This window comes from Streptomyces sp. NPDC054786, from assembly GCF_053611685.1.
On the sequence record NZ_JBSHAW010000039.1, the window covers coordinates 14887 to 32450 of the forward strand.

The window sequence follows — 17564 nt, forward strand, 5'->3', positions numbered from 1 at the left end:
CCAGGGTCGTGAGTCTTGATTGCTGTCTGGACCATTTTGGGGCCTCGTGCGCTTCGTGCGCCCTACACGCTGACCGCTGAACCGAGTTGGCAGCCGCAAGACCCGCCTCCGTGATCCGATGGGTGCCATCACACAGCCACGAAGCACAGTGAACGATCAACGCGGCCAGCTGTTCCGACAGCTGAGCGCGTGGCTGGTCATAGAGATGGCCCATCTACGAGCGGGGATGGGGAGACGGCTCCGGCGCTCCGTGGTGTGCCCGCGGCCCCCGGCCTCCGAACTGGCCGCCCCGCCAAGGGAGAACCGCCCGTGAGCAGTCCCGTCGTCCCCGCCGTCCCCGCCGTGCTGTTCGGCTGCGTCCACAACGCAGGGGTGTACTGCAACGGTTGTTAGTGAGGCGTTACCGGTGCGCTAGCGATCTCCGTGAGAGTCATGTGCATCCAAGGGCGTTGGGTGAGGGCCGCTGAGGCTTTCAGCTCTCTGCCGCGCCCATCGATCGGGGGAGCACGACATGCAGAACATGACACCGGACCACGACGGTCACGCCGGGCAGGCCGCGAAGACAGAAAAGGGGCGGGGCCCACGGGGTCCGCTCCTGACGGTAGGGGTGACCGTTGACAGCCCCGTGAGCGGCAGCGGGGCAGCGCAAGGGTTCACCTTCTCCTTTTTGAAGTTGACCATCGCCTAGTTCGCTGCGGAGTGCCGGGCCGGAGCGCTTCCCATGGCTTCGGAGAATAATGCGCCCGCGACGCTCCGTTGATAATTCTCCTTCTCGGGGTCGAATCGGAACCTCGGCATCCGCCTCCCCGTCTTTCTGGACGTCCCACTTCTCCGGCCGTCCCCCATACCAGAACTTCGAACGAATGCGATGGGTATCGTGATGCGTGAATTCAGCCGACGGGGCATATTTGGACTCGGGGTAGGAGCGGCGGCCGCGCTGTCCGTCGCCGGCTGCTCAACCTCCGGGTCGTCGGCCTCCGGCAAGGTCGGAACCACTCCCGGAAAGACGGCGCAGAGCAAGCCGATAGGCGACGGCTCGACCGCGTACACCGGAAAGCAGCCCAACCAGCCGCCCGCACCGGAGAAGCTGAAGCCGGGCCAGAAGCCACCGCAGTTCGTCGTCTTCTCCTGGGACGGGGCAGGCGAAGTGGGCAACGGCCTCTTCCCGCGGTTCCGCAAGCTCGCCAAGGACCACAATGCCTCGATGACCTTCTTCCTTTCCGGGCTGTATCTGCTGCCCGAATCGAAGAAGCGCCTGTACCGCCCGCCGAACAACCCCGTCGGCGCCTCCGATATCCCCTACCTCACCGATGCCCACATCAAGGAGACGCTGAAGAACGTGCGCGCCGCGTGGCTGGAGGGCCACGAGATAGGCACCCACTTCAACGGCCACTTCTGCGGAACCGGCAGCGGCTCGGTCGCCCACTGGACCCCCGCCCAGTGGGACTCCGAGATAGAGCAGGCCATGGACTTCGTCACCAAGTGGCGGACGAACACCGGATTCACCGACCTCGAACCGCTGCCGTTCGACTACGGCAAGGAACTCGTCGGCGCCCGTACGCCGTGCCTGCTCGGCCAGGACAACCTGCTGCCCACGGCACGCAAGCGCGGCTGGCGGTACGACGCCAGCTCCCCCGGCGGCCTCCAGGCCTGGCCCACCAAGAAGCAGGGCATCTGGGACTTCCCGCTCCAGTCGATACCGTTCGCCGGGCTCTCCTCCGGGGTCCTCTCGATGGACTACAACATGTTGTACAACCAGTCGAAGAACTCCACCAAGGGTCCGCCGGCCAACTACCCGGGCTGGCGCAAGCAGGCCACCGACTCCTATGTCGCCGGCTTCCAGCGGGCGTACGAGACGAACCGCGCCCCCCTGTTCGTCGGCAACCACTTCGAGCAGTGGAACGGCGGCATCTACATGGACGCCGTCGAGGAGGCGATCAAGCACATCGCCGACGACAAACACAAGGACGTCCGGATGGTCTCCTTCCGCCAGCTCTGCGACTGGCTCGACGCCCAGGACCCCCAGGTCCTCGCCGGCCTGCGCGCACTCGGGGTCGGGCAACAGTTCACCGGACGCGGCTGACGGCACCGGGAGGGGCAAAGATCCCCGCCCGCAGCGGACAACAGCGGTCGAGCACCGTACCCACGGACCACACCAACCCCCGTCCCAGCAGGCCGAACCAGCAGAGCGGTGGTGCTTGATCGCACGGTGCAGGCTGCGGGATGCCGTCCGCGGTTCCGGCCGGGCCCCACAGGCATGCCGGCTCGACGAGATCGCGCCGCCGCGGCCGTTCGGCCTCGCGGAACCGGATGCCCTCGGCCGTGGGAAAGCCGTGCGGAGCGGGGTCGTCAGGTCCGGTTGACCACCGACGGGGCGGTGTCGCGGGAGCGTCGGAGGGCAGTGTCCACAGTAAGTGGAGGGCCAACCGGCCCCGGTGGAAAGGCATCCGCATGACCATGCACGTCCCGGCGACCGATCCGACCCGCGAGGACGCCCGCGCCCTGTTCGACCGGTGGACGGCGCTCTGGAACGGCGAACTGGCGCTTGCCGCGCAGATCCTCACCCCCGGTTTCCGCATCCACTTCGGAGGCGCTCCCTCCGCCGGCACCGACACCGACACCGATGCCTTCCGCGGACCCGACGAATTCGCCCTCTTCATCGCCGCGTTCCGGGACCGCTTCCCCGCCCCCGGCCTGCGCTACGCCGTCGACGGCACCCCCGTCGTGGAGAGCGGGACCGGATACGTCGTCGCCCGGTGGACTGTCGATGTTCCGGACGTCGAGGGGGCCGTGGTCACCAGGAGCGGCATCGACGTGCTCGCCCTCGGCGGTGGTCGTGTTGCCGAGGTGTGGTCGATCACGGGCGCCCGCCGCTTTGCGCCGAGACCGACCGCCTGAAGCCCGGCCGGGCCGTCGAGCGCCTCGTCCGACAGCGGCTCGTTACCCCGCCGTGTCCCGTGCGCGGAACCGGATGCGGGGGCGGTTGTTTGCGCCGGCCGCGTTCGGTGGCGGCTGGGCAAGTGAAGGGATCCGGGTTCCGTGCCTGCCGAACCGTCGCTGTTTCCTCGCGGGCCGGGGCTGGGGCAACGCGGTCAGAGGCGGCGCATCCGTGCGGCTATGCCGTGCCCGGCGAGCAGATAGATCACGGCCGGGAGGCCATAGTTGAGGAAGACGCGAAGGCCTTCGGTATCCATGGTGAAGATGTCCTGTGACCACCAGGCCAGCAAGTCCGCCACACCCTGCACAAACCCGACGAATACATTGGCCCGATTGGCTTCGAGCAGGTAGAGCAGGATCCACAGGCCCAGGAAAACGGCGGCGATGTCGGCGATCGTGTGAATGATCAGGGCTGTCCGCCTTGCGGCGGAGCCGTCCCGGTTGCGCTCATAGCGGCGTGGGCCGCCCTGGGAAGGGTCGTATGGCTGATTTCCCGGCATGGGTTCGGTGTTGCTCACTGGATTCCCAATCTGACGCGTACGAGGCCTTGACGGCAAGGGGAGACACGGCCCGGCATTTCCGTTTCCTCCTCCCCCGGGGCATTACCGCCATGGCCGCATACGGGTCGCTCGGCGCGCCCGTATGCAGTTCTGCGCCGGAAGGGTGGTGTTGCGTTACCCGGCCGCCGCAATACATCCGATGTGGGCTCCGCCCATAATCCCGCGATTCGTTCGGGCCGGGTGTGCGGCGATTGATCATCCGTGGCGGAGATCCCCGAGCTACCGCTGCCCCGCTGGAGAACGGTGCCGTCCCGCTGCCCTCGCCTTCGGCGTCGAGGGCGCCGTCGGCACGGCTCCAGCCGGTGGGCTCGTAACCGCGCGGACGGGGTCGTCGGCGAGGTGAACGAAGGTGCGGGCGGCGGTGCTTGGGGCGTCGCCCGCCGGCGCGGGAGGGCCACGGTACGGGCGTGGGCGTCGGCAGGACTGCGGGTGGCGAAATCACCGTGAACGGCGCAACCCGAAAGGGAGCACCTCCGAACATGGCACATCAGGTGAACCCGAAATACCGCGACACATTCCCATGGAGTGGAGGCCCGGCAACTCTGCGCATTCTCCACACAGAAAGGGCACACTCTCCTTGGCGACTCGCATTTTTGCCGGACGTACGCCGCCTTCAGGGGTTGATATGCCCTTCGGGCGACCACATCGGCCCCCTCCACAAGCCCCGGCTGCCGAAAGATACGTGAAGGAGTTGTCACCGTCCGGTCGAAAATCCCGCTTGCCGACATGCCGCAATACCCAAACGTCTGCAGAAATTTCGGACGGATCGGGGTGGCTGCGCTGCCGTAGACATGGTTTGATCCGCGTCAATCGGAAGTTTCGCATCCACTTCCGGGTGTCGGACGGCCATCAATCCGGTGGGATCAACTTGCCGCCGGGTCGCTCGATACGGCTCAGAAATCGCCAAAAAACGAAAGGGAAGGGCCCGTCATGCGTAAGGACGCCATGCCCCAGAACGACACCCTCGAGATCGCCGACAGCGACCTGGACAACATCTCCGGCGGAATTCTCGGCACCGAGAACCTCACGAGCGGTGCAGCGTCCGCGCTGCCCGGCCTGCCCGCCCTGCCCTCTCTGGGCGGCTCGGTTGCGGGTGGCCTGAGCGCCCAGGCCGGCCCCGTCTCCGGCCACGCAGGCTTCTCCGGCGGCCTCGGCGCCTGAGCCAGTACGCACCAGGACCACCTGGTCCGCATCACCCGCCCTACCGGTCCATCACCTTCCGGTAGGGCTGCCATGGGCCCCGGCGCTGCTGTTCCGGGGCCCATGGCCTTTCCCCCGTTGCCCGCCTCGGCACGGCACCTCGTCCGGAGCTGTCTGTGCGTCGCGTCGGTCGGTGAGGACGTGGGCGGGCTCGGGTGCCGAGCCCGAGCCGCGCCGGTACCCGCCCTCCCGAGGCTGTGATCACGGCGGAGTGCCCGCGGCGAGTGGCTGTCCAGCAGTCCATCGAGGGATTCGTCGGCGGATGTCCGGCATATCGAGGGCGGCCGGTGAGGAATCTGCACCGAAGCGTCACATGGTCTTCGCGTTGCCCTCGACGGGTGCCGTTAGCGTTACAGCCCGCTCGATCCCGCGTGCGAACTTGATCAAATCGCCGGCGTCCTTGGCGGCGCAGTCAGCACAGAAAGATCGCAGATGGACTACTGCTCGTCGTGCCGCCGAAGTCTCAATGGGGCACTCGTGTGTCCGGGATGTGGAGATTACGCCCCCGACATAGCCCCGCCTGCCCACCGCCGGAACGCTGCGACGACCGCTGCCGCGGCGTGGGACGCGTGGCGTGCGGAGGAAGCCGCTGCCCTGGAGTTCCCTCAGGGCCCTCAGCATCACGGGGCTCGGCATCACGACGCTCAGCCGTCCGGCGCCGCGCAGTTCGGCAGCGGTGCGGCTGCGGAGGGCGCGTGGGCGGATGCTGCGGACGACGGTTCGTCCGAGGCCGCCGGGGTCGCCGCCGGTACCGGGCAGGGCCGGGCGGCTCGCCGTCGGCAGCTGGCACGGTGGAAGAAGCATCGGCGTCGGGCCGCGGCCGCTACGGCGTTTGCCCTTGTCGGCGGTGGCCTGACCGTGTCCCTGCTGCAGAACAAGCCGTCCGCCGGCCATGCGCAGGCGGCCTCGTCGCCCGAGCCGGGAAGCGTGGGCACACCCCGGACGGAGACCGCCGCCTCGTCGTCGGAGCAGCCGGACACCGAGGCTTCACGGCACCCCGACGCCCGCCCGCACAAGACGGCCGTTCGGCCGGACACCGCCGCCGCCACGCCGTCCGCGGCCACAACGCCCCGGCAGCAGCGCTCCGTCACCCCGGCGCACCCCCTCTCGTCCCCGGGCACGACACAGCACAGCAGCACGCCCAGCTCGTCCAGGAAGACGCACGCCGGCCACACCGGTGTCGCGGCACCGTCGACGACGAGCGCCCCCGCTCCCAGCGGGCACTCGGGCGGCACGAGCACGTCCCCGGTGGACCCTGCGCCGACCACGTCGACCGCACCGCCGAGCACCCCGACGACGCCGGCGGCCGAGCCGACATCACCGTCGCATGTGTGTCTGCTGGGACTTGTCTGCGTCAACTGACGGCTCCACGGCCGGCCTCGCACGCCGGTGTCCGCCCGCGCCGAGGAATCGCACCGCGCCTCTTCGCCGCTTCTGAAGGGCGCCCGGTCCTCGCACGCCGGGTCGTGGGCCGCTGCTGCCGCTCGTTCTCGTCGCGCACGAGGACGCCGCGCCGCGCTTTCCCCGCTCCTCGCGCAGCGCGCGGCAGCCGGGCTCGGTGAAGGCTTCGGCACGGTGCGGGGCACCGGCGAGCAGGGCCGGTACCGGTGCATGTGCCGCGGTCGGACGGTGGCCTGGCCACCGCAGCAACTCCCTTTACCGGACCGCGTGCTGGTCTGCTGCCTTTCGTGCCCGTCGGAGGCCGGTGGGCAGGTCCTCCGGAGGCTTCGGCGCGCCGGCACCGGCGGCCCCGGTGTGGGGATCGGCGAGGTGTCCGGCCGACGGCGGCCGGGTGCGCGACTTGAGTACCTGGGCGCCGATGGCGAGTGTGACGCCCAGGAGCAGGACGTAGAAGACGCCGATCTTGCGGAGGTCGTCGAGGAAGAACCAGACGGAGGCCAGGGCGGTGAACCAGAACGCCACGAGGGCGAATCCGCCGGTGCTTTCGTCCCGGTATCCGGCGGCCAGGCAGAGTGCGGCGACGATGCCCAGGACCAGGCCGATGATGACGTAGTGCGTTTCCCAGCCAACGTTGCCGCGGGCGAGCTCGGACCACGTGGCCACGGCCTCGGCCACCGGGCCCCAGGCCACCGCGCAGGCGAGCCGCGCCGACCAGAGCAGCAGCACCGCTCCGGCGACGGCGGCGAGCAGCGCGACCCGGGAGAACTGGCCGGCCTCGACCATGTCGGTCCGGGATATCACCAGGGACAGGAAGCAGCCGAGCAGGGCGACCGCGCCTTCGGCCGTCGGGCGGAACACCACCTTCGCCGGCCTCCGGCGGGTGGGCCGTGGTGCCTCCGGTCCGCTTCCGGCGGACGCACGGGAGGCGTCCGGTGCCGGGGCGGAGACGCCGACCGCGGGGGAGTTGCCCGCCGCGGAGGCGGGCTGCCCGGCGGCGGGGTCGAGCGCGGTGGGGCTGCGGACGGGGGGAGGCGCCGTGGTGGTCCGGGCGGCCTCGTCGAGTGCCTCGTGCATCGCGGACGCATGCGGGAAGCGGTCCTGCCGGCCTTTGTGCAGCGCCCTGACGATCACCGCGTCGACGGCGGGCGGCAGCTCCGGGCGGAGCTGCGAGGGGGGCACCGGTTCCGCGGCCAGATGCTGGTGCATGACCGAGAACGGTGAATCTCCGGTGTACGGGGGGCGGCCCGTCAGCAGCTCGTAGAGCAGACAGCCCACGGCGTAGAGGTCCGTGCGGTGGTCGGTCTCACCGCCGTTGATCTGCTCCGGGGCCAGATAGGCGGGGGTGCCGACCGCCACGCCCGTGCCGGTCAGCCGGGTGGCCACCTCACTGAGCGCCTTGGCGATGCCGAAGTCGACGACCTTGACCTTGCCCGTACCGGTGAGCATCACGTTCGCGGGTTTGATGTCCCGGTGCACGATGGCGTGCCGGTGGCTGTGCTCCAGGGCGTCCAGCACCTGGCCAACGATGTCGACCGCCTGCGCCACCGGCAGCGAGCCGTCCTTGAGGACGTGGCTGAGGGTTCTGCCTGCCACGTACTCCATGACCAGATACGGCTCGGCCGCACCGCCGCCGGCGTCCTCACCCACGTCATGAACGGTGGCCACACCGGGGTGGTTGAGCGCGGCGGCGGCGTGCGCCTCCCGCTGGAAGCGCGTGAGGAACTCGGGCTGCAACGCCAGCTCGGCGGAGAGGGTCTTCACGGCGACGGTACGGCGCAACCGGTGGTCGACCGCCCGGTAGACCGTTCCCATCCCGCCGTGCCCGAGCTGCTCCACCAGCTCGTACCGCCGGCCCAAAATCCTGTGCTCCACCGGGTTCCTCCAGGGACCGTCAACGCCAACACGTACGCGGAAAGACGTAGCGGAGAGCGAGCGGGTTCCTCCGGGTGCGGCTGCCACCGGCCCATGGCTGCCGCCGCCCCGTGTCTGCGAGGACCCGTGGCTGCGTCCGGCCCGTGTCTGCCGCCGCCCCCGCCGGCCGGGGTCCGGTTACGGCTCCGGTGTGGGCGAGCCGAGGGGCCCTTCCTCGACCAGGGTGAGGGCCCCGGCGGGGCAGAGGCCGGCGGCCAGACGGGCCGCGGCGGTCCGGCCGGACGGCGGCTCGGCCACGAGGAGCAGGACCAGGCCGTCCTCGGCGTCCTGGTCGAAGACCTCGGGGGCGGTCAGGGCGCACATACCGGCGCCGATGCAGCGGTCGCGGTCGACGGTGACCTTCACCGGACTACTCCTTGTCCCAGGTGACGGGGAGCCGGCGCACCCCGTAGATGTTCATGCCGTCCCGCAGGGGCACTTCCTCGGGCGGGACGGCCAGTCGCAGCGTCGGAAAGCGGGTGAACAGCGCCGGGAAGGCGACCCGCATCTCGACGCGTGCCAGCTGCTGGCCCAGGCACTGGTGGATGCCGTGGCCGAACGCCAGATGCCCGGTGGCCTTGCGGTGCAGATCGAGGGTGTCGGGGTCGGGGAACCGTGCCGGGTCGCGGTTGGCGGCCTCGATCGAGAGGGTCACCGTCTCGCCCGCCCGGATCAGTTGGCCGTCCAGCTCGACGTCCTCCAGCGCCGACCGCGCCCCGGTGTGGGCGATGCTCAGATAGCGCAGCAGCTCCTCGACCGCCTGGTCGGCGAGGCCCGGATCGGTACGGAGGGCGGCGAGCTGGTCCGGGTGGCGCAGCAGGGCGAAGGCGCCGTGCGCAAGCATGTTGGCGGTGGTGTCGAGGCCGGCGGCGAGGAGGAAGCCGCCGGTCCCGGCGAGTTCTTCCTCGGTGAGGTCGGTGGTCGCGAGGTCGCTGAGCAGGTCGTCGGTGGGTTCGGCGCGCTTGGCCGACACCAGCTCGGCCAGGATGTTCTGCAGCGCGGTCATGGCGGCGACGACGTCGTCCTGGGTGGTGTTCTGGGTCATCACCGTCGCCGTATGACGCTGGAAGACCTCTCGGCCGGCGTACGGCACACCGAGGAGTTCGCAGATCAGCAGCGCGGGGATGGGCTTGGCGTACGCCTCCACCAGGTCCACCGTCGGTCCTTGGCGTTCCATGGCGTCCAGGTGCTCGGTAGTGATCTCCTCGATGCGGGCGGTGAGCAGGCGCATCCGGCGGACGGTGAACTTGCCCATGAGCAGCCGCCGGTAGCGGGTGTGCTCGGGCGCGTCGAGCCCGGTGAGGTCACCGACCGGTGCCGGGGGCAGTTCGCCGGCGTAGCCGCCCTCGAACGGGTAGTGCATGAGCTCGTAGCGTGAGCTGAAGCGGGGGTCGGCGTGTATCGCCCGGACCGCGGAGTAGCCGGTGGCCAGCCAGCCCACGTGCCCGTCGGGGAAGCGCATCCGGGTGAGCGGCCGCTGCTTGCGCAGCTCCGCCAGTTCACCGGGCGGGTCGAAGGGACAGCCCGCGGGCCGGGCCGTCGGCAGCTTTACGGGTGCGGAGGGCGGCGCTGCTTTCTGCGCTGCTTTCTGCGCCGCGTTCTCGGGCACGGGCGGCTCGCCCGGGTGCGTGGAGCCGGGAGCGTGGGGAGGCGTGGTCGGTTCGGGGTGCATGGGGGTTCCTCCGATGCGGAGTGCGGGATGCGGGATGCGAAGGCCTGAGTGGCCGGGCGCAGGGCGCACGTGGCGTGGGACGGCAGGTGGTGGGGCGCGGTGCACGGCGTCGCGTCATGAGCGCGGTAGGCCGTGAAGCCGTGAAGAGGTGGCGCGTGTGGCGTGCGCGGGCGCGGTGGCTCGTGTGCGGGGCCGCTTACCGCGTGGCGCCGCGGCGGAAGGCCGAGCGTGCCCACAGGTAGCCGGTCAGGCTGAGGCCGACGCCCCACGCCAGGGCGATCAGGCCGTTGTTGCCGATCTCCGTGCCCAGCAGAAGGCCGCGGAGCGTCTCGTTGAGAGGGGTGAAGGGCTGGTACTCGGCGAACCAGCGCAGCCCGGCCGGCATGGAGTCGGGGGTGACGACGGCGCTGCCGAGGAGGGGCAGGAAGGTGATCGGCATGGGGGCGTTGCTCGCGGACTCCACGGTTTTGGCCACCATGCCCATCGCGGCCGCCAGCCAGGTGAGGGCGAAGGCGAGCAGGGTGAGGAGGCCGAGGGCGGCGAGCCAGGTGACGGGGGTGGCGTCCGGGCGGAAACCCACCGCCAGCGCGACGGCGAGGACCAGGACGAGGCTGACCATGGTCTGGACGACGCTGCCGACCACATGGCCGGTCAGCACGGAGGCGCGGGAGATCGCCATGGTGCGGAAGCGGTTGATGATGCCTTCGGTCATATCGGTGGAGACGGACACGGCCGTCGAGATGGCGCCGGAGGTCACGGCCATCAGGATGATGCCCGGGACGACGTAGTTGACGTACGCGCCGCGGTCGTGCGTCGCGCCCGGCAGGCCGATGCCGCTGCCGAGCGCACCGCCGAAGACATACACGAAGAGCAGCAGCATCACGATCGGCATGGCGACGACCTGCAGCGTCAGGGACGGATAGCGCCGGGCGTGCTTGAGGTTGCGGCGCAGCATCGTCATCGAGTCGCGCATCGCGTACGAGAGGGTGCTCATCGGGCGCTCTCCTCAAGGGAGTTGACCGGGGCGCCGGGCTGCGGGGCCCGGCCCGTCAGGGTGAGGAAGACCTCGTCGAGGTCGGGGGTGTGCACGGTGAGCGCCTCGGCCTCGACCGATGCGCGGTCGAGGGCGTCGAGGACGGTGCGCAGGGCAGGGAGACTGCCGTCGCCGGGGATGTGCAGCGTGAGCGCTTCGTCGTCGCGCGCTGCGGAGGTGAAGAGAGCGGCGGCCGCGGCGAGTTGGTGCGGGCCGGCGAGCCGGAGGCGGATATGGCCGCCGGGGATCTGCCGCTTCAGCTCTTCCGCGGTGCCTTCGGCGACCAGCTTTCCGTGGTCCAGGACGGCGATGCGGTCGGCGAGCTGGTCGGCCTCCTCCAGGTACTGCGTCGTCAGGAAGACGGTGACGCCGTCGTCGGCGACCAGACTGCGGATGATCTCCCACATGGTGCGCCGGCTGCGCGGATCGAGTCCGGTGGTCGGCTCGTCGAGGAAGATCAGGCGCGGCTCACCGACCAGGGTCATCGCCAGGTCGAGCTTGCGGCGCATACCGCCCGAGAAGGTGGCGACGGGCTTGGCGGCCGACTCGGTCAGCTCGAAGCGGTGCAGGAGTTCGGCGGCGCGCCGGCGGCCTTCGCGGCGGTCCAGATGGTGCAGGTCCGCCATGAGGAGCAGGTTCTCCCGGGCGTTGAGCAGGTTGTCCACCGCCGAGAACTGGCCGGTGACGCCGATGGCGGCGCGTACGGCGTCGGCCTCGCGGACCAGGTCGTGGCCGGCGACCTGCGCCTGGCCGGCGCTTGCGGGGATGAGGGTGGAGAGGATCTGCACGGTGGTGGTCTTGCCCGCGCCGTTGGGCCCGAGCAGGGCGAAGACCGTGCCCTCGGGGATGCGCAGGTCGATGCCGTCGAGCACGACCTGGTCGCCGTAGGACTTGGTTAACCCGCGGGCGGTGATCGCCGAGGGGCGGGCGGCCGGAGTTTTCATGATCATGACAGTTCCTGGGGTGTGGTGGTGGGCCGGCCGGGAGCGGCCGATGACCTGTCAGGCGCGGCGGATGACGATGTCGCCGATGCTGGTGTGGGCGCGGACCTCGACGGTCTCGGCGGCATCGCCGGGGCCCTCGGACGGTCCGATGGAGTTGCGCACACTGCCGAGGCCGGTGGCCACTTCGAGCCAGGCGGCGGTGGTTTCACGGATGCCGACCTCCAGGTCGCCGGCCGCGGTCCGGAGTGCGACCCGGCCGCGCGCCACGTCGCCGAGCCGGATGGCGCCGTTGGCGGACTTGGCTTCCACTCCGGCGTGTGCGACGCCGACGGAGATCAGGCCGTTGGACGAGTTCGCCCGCAGCGCGCTGGTGACCTCGCCGATCGTGGTCGCGCCGTTGCCGTTCTTGACCAGCGCGGCGCCCGCGATCCCACCGGCCTCGATCCGGCCCGCGGCGATGAGTTCGGCGTCGCCCGTCGCCCGGGCCAGCCGGATGTCGCCGTAGTCGGTCCGCAGGTTCACGGCGTCCGCCTCGTCGACCTGGATGTCGCCGAGCGAGGTCTTGAACCGGCACGCACCGAGACGGCCCCCACAGGTGAAGTCCGCCATGGGCGAGGTGCCCTGGACGTCCGAGCCGGCCGGAAGTTCGATGGTCACGTCGAGCGATCCGCACTTGCCGAAGAGCGAGCGCTTCTTGGGCCCCTTGACCAGCAACTTGCCGCCGGAGCAGGTGACTTCGGTCTGCTGTGCGGCTCGCACGTCGGCCTCTTCGGTGGCGTCGGCCGGGCGTACCTCGACGACCGTGTCGGTGCGTTTGCCCGCGGTGATCCGGGCGCGTCCGAGGTCGAATTCGAGGGTGACGGAGATCGGTTCGGGAGTCTCAAATGCAGGCATGGCTGTCCCGTCCTCATGACTGTGGTGTGCCTTCCCGCCGGTCGGGCGGGTGAGGTGAGTGGTGGTGTGGTGGCGTGGTGTGGTGGCGTGGTGTGGCGTGGTCCGCCGGGAGTGGCTGGAGCGGCCGCCCTGGGGGGTCGTCACCCGCCCGCGCGGCTCGCGACGCCTGGCCCCGGCCCCGTCAGCGGACCCAGCCGGTGTAACCCTGCTTGCCCCCGTGGCGGTTGCGGCCGGACGGGCGGGAGCTCTCGCCCGGTTCCAGGGCACCGGCGACGGCCCGTACCAGCCAGGCGTTGACCGAGAGGCCCTCGTGTCCCGCGGCGTCCTCGACCCGGGTCTTGAGATGGGCGGGCAGGCGGAAGTTGATCCGCGCGGTGCCGCCCTCGTCGGCGTCCGCAGGGACGGCGGGCACGGGCGCCCGCCCGCCGCCCGGCGCGCCCTCGGACGCCTCGGCCTCCCCGTACGGCTCCTGGGCCGGCGCGGGCGTCACCACGAACTCGGGGTCGAGCCCGCGCAGCCGTACGTCGACCGAGCCCGGTGCCAGCTCGCGGGTGACCTCGGCCATGGCGGAGGACAGTGCGTTGAGCAGGGTCAGCCGGGCGGCCGACTCCAGGGGTGCGGTGAGTCGTTCGGCCAGGGCGCGGGCTTCGGCTCCGCCCGCGTCCGCGGCGACCGCGAGCTCGTCCCGGAGGTTGTCGACATACGGCGTGAGGTCCATAGCGCCATAGTGGCACCACTATGGCGCCAGCGCAAGCACTTGTGGTGCCACAGCTACGAAAGGCGCGCCACCGTGACGCCAAGTGCCGCCATTGCGGCGCCATCCGGCGCCGCCCGCGGTCGGCCGGGCGAACGCGGGGCGCCGCGGCGGCAGTTGCCCCACCGGCCGCTCCGCCGCCCGCGAGGTGCCCGGATGCGGGGAGCACCACCTACCGGCCGGCCTTCGACACCGCCGTCGAGGAAATCCGCCTCGATGCCCGACGTCCGGCACCTGCACCGGGACCTGCACCCGGACCCGGACCCGCCCCCGGCAGCCCGGACGTCAGGCCGATCCGCTGGTTTCCCGGCCGGTCCGGGGGCTCTCCACGGGGCCCGGACCCGGTGGAGAGCTGCCGGTGTCGATGAGGATCTGTCCGGCCTGGGCGATGTTGTCGGCCCGGACGGCCGTGGTCATGGCGGCATGTGCCGCCTCGGGCGTGGCCGTCGGCGGGACCACCAGCAGCGAGAAGTAGTCCCGGTCGCCGCGGGTGACGAGGATCGTGTCGTCGCCGACCGGGAAGGAGTCGATGTGCACGATCAGGTCGTCGATGACCAGTCGGGTCGGGAGCGCTTCCCAGGCACCCGCATCCAGGCCGACGCGCTCGATGGGGCCGAGGTACGCGGCCAGCGCGGTGATCAGGCCGGGCAGCTCGGCGGCGATGTCGCGGGACCGCGGCCACCAGGCACCGTCGAGAATCCCCTCGCGGGACCGGGTCGTCTCCAGCCTCAACAACGCCATGCCGGGGCGCACCGCCTGGTGGACCGCTTCCGGCAGAAGCTTGGGGAGGTCCGGGACATCGGAGTCGGCCATGGTGTGCTCGCCCGTCTGCGGTTCGGTACGTCCGCTGATCGCCCGCGACGACGCCGGCGCGGGCCGCCGGCCTACGCCGACGTACAAAGCCTCGCTGGCTTCACCGTACTCCGCGGGCCGGGACCCGGCCCCGTCGGTCGGGCGGCGGGCCATACGCCCGCCGGGGTCATGCCGACGCCTCACGGCATCGGGCTGACGGAGGCCGAGGAGGAGGCGCGTGGGTGACGGGAGGCCGGGGGCCCGCCGCTCGCTTTCCCCGCGGCGGGGAGCAGCAGAGCGACGAGGGTGAGCACGGCGCAGACGGGATAGCTCCAGCCGAGCACGGCGAGGTACCAGGGGCGGCCGAACTGCCAGATGTCCGGCTGGGCCAGTGCCAGCCAGTGGATGAGGTACCCGGCGAGGGCGAGGGCCCAGGCGGTCAGGGCCGCGGTGCGGCTCCGGGTCCGGTGCGGGGTGTGGGTCAGCCACAGGACGGCCGCGACGGCCCAGACCCAGTGATGGCACCACGAGATGGGGCTGAGCAGGAGGCCGAGCAGCTGGACGGCGAGCAGACAGCCGAGTGGGTCGGTGCGGCGGGCGCAGCGCACCACGGCCGTCAGCGCCAGTAGTGCCGCCGGGACGGCGCAGGCCCACCACGGGGCGGACCAGCCGGCGTCGTGGCCGAGCGTGCGCGACAGCGCCCCGCGCACCGACTGGTTGAGCACCGAGCCGACCGGACCGACCCGTGCGGCGTCACCGACCGCGTGGAGCCAGAAGTCGGCCGCGGGCCGGGGCGCCGCCCACCACCCGGCCGCGACCGTGGCGGCACCCGCCGCGGCCGACCACCACGCGGCCGACCAGCGCCGGTGCACCAGGAAGTAGAGGCCGGTGACGGCCGGGACCAGCTTCACCCCGGCGGCGAGGCCGATGCCCAGCCCCGCCGTGGCTGCCGAGCGCCGCCGGACCGCGAACGCGACGCCCGCCGCCAGCAGCAGGTTGATCTGCCCGAGCGCGAGCGTGACGGCGACCGGCTCGGTCCACAGCAGGGCGGCGCTCCACAGCAGGACGCGCCGGCGGTGCCGCGCGGCGGGCGCGGCCGGATCGGCCATCCGCAGGCAGCAGTGGACCAGGACGCAGAGCGCCAGCGTCGAGGCCGCGGTCCAGGCGGCACTCGCCAGCGGCCACGGCACCCAGGAGAGCGGGAGGAAGAGCAGTGCGGCGAAGGGCGGATAGGTGAACGGCAGCGGGAACAGATCGGGGCCGGGCAGGTTCAGACGGAAGGCGTACAGGTCGCCGCTGAGCAGGTGCGGGGCCGCGGTCCGGTAGACCCGCAGATCCACCATGCCCAGGCGCAGGCAGGCCGGGACCCACGTCAGCAGCAGCATCGCCACGGCGGCGAGGAGCAACACCGTGCCCGGACGGCGGGCCAGGACGTGGCGCGCCGCCTCGATGCGCCGTCGGCCCGGCCGGGTTCCCGGCGGGCCGCCGGCCGGGGCCCGCACCACGGGGCTCACTCTCCCCGGCCCTGATCCGCAGCGGGGCCCGGGTTCCGGGGCTCCCCGGGCCGGGCCGCGGCGGGGGACTCGTAGACGCTGACGGCGAAGGGGCGGCCGGAGTCCGGTTCCACATGCTCGACCACGCGGTGGAACCCGGCGACGGCCTCGAAGTACGCGCAGAACCTGCGTGATTCCGGCCAGGGGTGCACCAGGACCAGCAGTCCACCGGGCGCCACGGCCTGTGTCAGATGTGCGCAGGCCCGTCGCAGATGCTGGGGCCGGCCCAGGTAGTACAGCAGCTCGGCGCAGAAGACGAGGTCGAAGCGGTCCGCCGGTGGCGCGGTGAGGATGTTGAGCCGCGCGAACCGGGGAGCGGGCGTACGGCCGGGCACGGGGGTGCGGGCCCGGGCGAGCGCGCGCTCGGAGATGTCCACACCGGTGATCTCCGCATGCGGATACGCCGCCGCGAGGCGGTGGGTGAAGGCTCCCTCGCTGCACCCGACGTCCAGAATCCGCCGGTAGGGGCGCCGGGGGAGCTGCCCGAGGGTCGTCTCGTACTTGAACTGCTCGTAGTCGTCCACGGCCAGCCCCCAGGGGTCCGGCCGCCGGTGCCACCAGTCGAAGTACCAGTGCAGGACCCGCCCCTGTCCGCGGATGCCGATGAGGGAGAGCGAGGCGAAGAGGAAGCGGTGAGCGCGGTCGAGGACCCGGTGCATGAAAACCTTCCGGCCGTTGCGGTGGCCACTGTCCCGGGAGGCCGCCGGACGTATGCGGTATGACGGGGCGTCAGCGGGTGACGTCGTCGTAGGCGTGAGCGAAAGCTTCGGTGACCACCGGCCAGGTGCAGTGCACCGGCTCGGTTTCCCAGTTGTGTGCGGCCAGGCTGCGCCGCGCCCCCGGCGTACGGGCCAGCCACAGCACCTCGTCGGCCAGGGCGAAGGCCGAGTGGCCGCACAGGGCTCCCTCGCGGTTGTGCCGTACGAAGTCGGCGACGCCGGTGTGCACCCGGGCGAGGACCGGCAGTCCGCTGGTGCGCGCCTCCAGGGCCGCGATCCCGAAGGACTCCCGGCGGGAGGGATTGACGAACATATCCGCTCCGGCCAGCAACTCCCGTACCTCTCCCGGCTGCAGCCGGCCCGCGAGGCGGATCCAGCTGTCCATCCCGTTGCGGCGCAGATAGCGCTGTATCGGCCGCACGCTCGGTCCGGCCCCGGCGAACGTGGCGCGCAGCGCGGTGCCCCGACGGGACATCCGCGCATGGGCGGAGTGCAGCGCCGCCAGCAGCTCCATGGGTTCCTTGCGGGGGACGAGCCGGCCGACGGCGACGACATGCACCCGGCCGTCCTGACGCTCGGCCGCGGCGCCCTGGCTGCGCCACCACGCGGCGTCGATGCCGTTGGGGATGACACGGGGGTTGACGTCCGGCAGGGCCTGCCGGATCAGCCGGGCGGCCGACCTGCTGACGGTCGTCACGGCCACCGGAGCGGTGGGACCGTACCCGGTCCGGCTCAGCAGCCGGTACAGGGCCCGCACCACGGGATCCCACATGCTGTGGACGGTGGCCACGGTGGGGATGCCCCGTCGCCGGGCGCAGGCCAGCGCGGCCCAGGCGAACGGGGAGGCCGCGCCCAGGTGCACATGCACCACCCGCGGGTGACGTGTCGTCAACAGCCGGTCGATGGCGTGTCCCGCCCTGGGGTGAACGGGCAGTTGCCCGGGCAGCCGCGCGCTGATCCTGTGCACGGGATACGGCCATGAGGTCGCCTCCGGCCCCGGAGCGGCGGGCGTCGCGGTGACGACCTCGGCGGCCTGGCCCGCCCGGTGCTGCGCGGCGGCCAGGGCGGCGACCTGGATCTCGATACCTCCTGTCCGCGGCGCAAAGCAGTCTGAAATGTGAAGGATCATGGCTGCACTTCCGAAATGGGGCGTGAAGTTCCCCAGTATGGGGTGGTAAAGCATGCTTCGTGAGA

The 17564-nt window shown here is 71.4% G+C and carries 16 protein-coding genes; 4 read left to right on the forward strand and 12 right to left on the reverse strand.

What is annotated here, in order from left to right:
• Positions 1–880 precede the first annotated feature (880 nt).
• Both ACWGI6_RS28825 and ACWGI6_RS28830 read left to right on the forward strand, forming a co-directional pair.
• Complete coding sequence (locus ACWGI6_RS28825; RefSeq protein WP_453270219.1) at positions 881–2083, forward strand: hypothetical protein; 1203 nt, start codon at positions 881–883, stop codon at positions 2081–2083.
• A gap of 368 nt (positions 2084–2451) precedes the next feature.
• Positions 2452–2898 carry a nuclear transport factor 2 family protein gene (locus ACWGI6_RS28830; RefSeq protein ID WP_453270220.1) on the forward strand — a complete coding sequence of 149 codons (447 nt, stop codon included), beginning with the start codon at positions 2452–2454 and terminating at the stop codon, positions 2896–2898.
• A gap of 194 nt (positions 2899–3092) precedes the next feature.
• On the opposite strand, the gene ACWGI6_RS28835 is transcribed toward ACWGI6_RS28830, so the two are convergent.
• Positions 3093–3437 carry a hypothetical protein gene (locus ACWGI6_RS28835; RefSeq protein ID WP_453270280.1) on the reverse strand — a complete coding sequence of 115 codons (345 nt, stop codon included), beginning with the start codon at positions 3435–3437 and terminating at the stop codon, positions 3093–3095.
• 990 nt (positions 3438–4427) lie between these two features.
• Here ACWGI6_RS28835 and ACWGI6_RS28840 point away from each other — a divergent pair.
• Both ACWGI6_RS28840 and ACWGI6_RS28845 read left to right on the forward strand, forming a co-directional pair.
• Positions 4428–4658, forward strand: a complete 231-nt coding sequence (locus ACWGI6_RS28840; protein WP_453270221.1) for a type A2 lantipeptide — start codon at positions 4428–4430, stop codon at positions 4656–4658.
• 471 nt (positions 4659–5129) lie between these two features.
• On the forward strand, positions 5130–6059 hold the full coding sequence (locus ACWGI6_RS28845; protein WP_453270222.1) for an SCO2400 family protein: 930 nt from the start codon (positions 5130–5132) through the stop codon (positions 6057–6059).
• Between the two features lie 294 nt (positions 6060–6353).
• On the opposite strand, the gene ACWGI6_RS28850 is transcribed toward ACWGI6_RS28845, so the two are convergent.
• From ACWGI6_RS28850 to ACWGI6_RS28900, 11 genes are all read right to left on the reverse strand, one after another.
• Complete coding sequence (locus ACWGI6_RS28850; RefSeq protein WP_453270223.1) at positions 6354–7970, reverse strand: protein kinase domain-containing protein; 1617 nt, start codon at positions 7968–7970, stop codon at positions 6354–6356.
• Between the two features lie 177 nt (positions 7971–8147).
• Positions 8148–8375, reverse strand: a complete 228-nt coding sequence (locus tag ACWGI6_RS28855; protein WP_453270224.1) for a ferredoxin — start codon at positions 8373–8375, stop codon at positions 8148–8150.
• A 4-nt stretch (positions 8376–8379) separates the two neighbouring features.
• Positions 8380–9681, reverse strand: a complete 1302-nt coding sequence (locus ACWGI6_RS28860; protein WP_453270225.1) for a cytochrome P450 — start codon at positions 9679–9681, stop codon at positions 8380–8382.
• Positions 9682–9877: 196 nt separating this feature from the next.
• On the reverse strand, positions 9878–10675 hold the full coding sequence (locus ACWGI6_RS28865) for an ABC transporter permease (protein WP_453270226.1): 798 nt from the start codon (positions 10673–10675) through the stop codon (positions 9878–9880).
• A complete protein-coding gene (locus ACWGI6_RS28870) occupies positions 10672–11664 on the reverse strand; it encodes an ATP-binding cassette domain-containing protein (protein WP_453270227.1) in 993 nt (330 codons plus the stop codon). The genes ACWGI6_RS28865 and ACWGI6_RS28870 overlap by 4 nt, the downstream gene beginning before the upstream one ends.
• A gap of 51 nt (positions 11665–11715) precedes the next feature.
• Positions 11716–12552, reverse strand: a complete 837-nt coding sequence (locus tag ACWGI6_RS28875; protein WP_453270228.1) for a DUF4097 family beta strand repeat-containing protein — start codon at positions 12550–12552, stop codon at positions 11716–11718.
• 181 nt (positions 12553–12733) lie between these two features.
• Positions 12734–13270, reverse strand: a complete 537-nt coding sequence (locus ACWGI6_RS28880; protein ID WP_453270229.1) for a hypothetical protein — start codon at positions 13268–13270, stop codon at positions 12734–12736.
• Positions 13271–13591: 321 nt separating this feature from the next.
• Positions 13592–14119, reverse strand: a complete 528-nt coding sequence (locus ACWGI6_RS28885) for a DUF5994 family protein (protein ID WP_453270230.1) — start codon at positions 14117–14119, stop codon at positions 13592–13594.
• Positions 14120–14298: 179 nt separating this feature from the next.
• Positions 14299–15603: a glycosyltransferase 87 family protein gene (locus ACWGI6_RS28890; RefSeq protein ID WP_453270231.1), complete on the reverse strand. Its 1305-nt coding sequence runs from the start codon at positions 15601–15603 to the stop codon at positions 14299–14301.
• A gap of 5 nt (positions 15604–15608) precedes the next feature.
• Positions 15609–16310, reverse strand: a complete 702-nt coding sequence (locus tag ACWGI6_RS28895; RefSeq protein ID WP_453270232.1) for a class I SAM-dependent methyltransferase — start codon at positions 16308–16310, stop codon at positions 15609–15611.
• A gap of 70 nt (positions 16311–16380) precedes the next feature.
• Positions 16381–17499 (reverse strand): glycosyltransferase family 4 protein, encoded by a 1119-nt coding sequence (locus ACWGI6_RS28900; RefSeq protein ID WP_453270233.1) that lies wholly within the window; start codon positions 17497–17499, stop codon positions 16381–16383.
• Positions 17500–17564: the final 65 nt, after the last annotated feature.

What these genes read in the sequence shown, in the direction of transcription:
- ACWGI6_RS28885 (WP_453270230.1), bottom strand. Translation starts at nt 14,119, where the DNA reads ATGGCCGACTCCGATGTCCCGGACCTCCCCAAGCTTCTGCCGGAAGCG.
- ACWGI6_RS28900 (WP_453270233.1), bottom strand. Translation starts at nt 17,499, where the DNA reads ATGATCCTTCACATTTCAGACTGCTTTGCGCCGCGGACAGGAGGTATC.
- ACWGI6_RS28830 (WP_453270220.1), top strand. Translation starts at nt 2,452, where the DNA reads ATGACCATGCACGTCCCGGCGACCGATCCGACCCGCGAGGACGCCCGC.
- ACWGI6_RS28825 (WP_453270219.1), top strand. Translation starts at nt 881, where the DNA reads ATGCGTGAATTCAGCCGACGGGGCATATTTGGACTCGGGGTAGGAGCG.
- ACWGI6_RS28860 (WP_453270225.1), bottom strand. Translation starts at nt 9,681, where the DNA reads ATGCACCCCGAACCGACCACGCCTCCCCACGCTCCCGGCTCCACGCAC.
- ACWGI6_RS28845 (WP_453270222.1), top strand. Translation starts at nt 5,130, where the DNA reads ATGGACTACTGCTCGTCGTGCCGCCGAAGTCTCAATGGGGCACTCGTG.
- ACWGI6_RS28865 (WP_453270226.1), bottom strand. Translation starts at nt 10,675, where the DNA reads ATGAGCACCCTCTCGTACGCGATGCGCGACTCGATGACGATGCTGCGC.
- ACWGI6_RS28880 (WP_453270229.1), bottom strand. Translation starts at nt 13,270, where the DNA reads ATGGACCTCACGCCGTATGTCGACAACCTCCGGGACGAGCTCGCGGTC.
- ACWGI6_RS28835 (WP_453270280.1), bottom strand. Translation starts at nt 3,437, where the DNA reads ATGCCGGGAAATCAGCCATACGACCCTTCCCAGGGCGGCCCACGCCGC.
- ACWGI6_RS28895 (WP_453270232.1), bottom strand. Translation starts at nt 16,310, where the DNA reads ATGCACCGGGTCCTCGACCGCGCTCACCGCTTCCTCTTCGCCTCGCTC.
- ACWGI6_RS28870 (WP_453270227.1), bottom strand. Translation starts at nt 11,664, where the DNA reads ATGATCATGAAAACTCCGGCCGCCCGCCCCTCGGCGATCACCGCCCGC.
- ACWGI6_RS28840 (WP_453270221.1), top strand. Translation starts at nt 4,428, where the DNA reads ATGCGTAAGGACGCCATGCCCCAGAACGACACCCTCGAGATCGCCGAC.
- ACWGI6_RS28875 (WP_453270228.1), bottom strand. Translation starts at nt 12,552, where the DNA reads ATGCCTGCATTTGAGACTCCCGAACCGATCTCCGTCACCCTCGAATTC.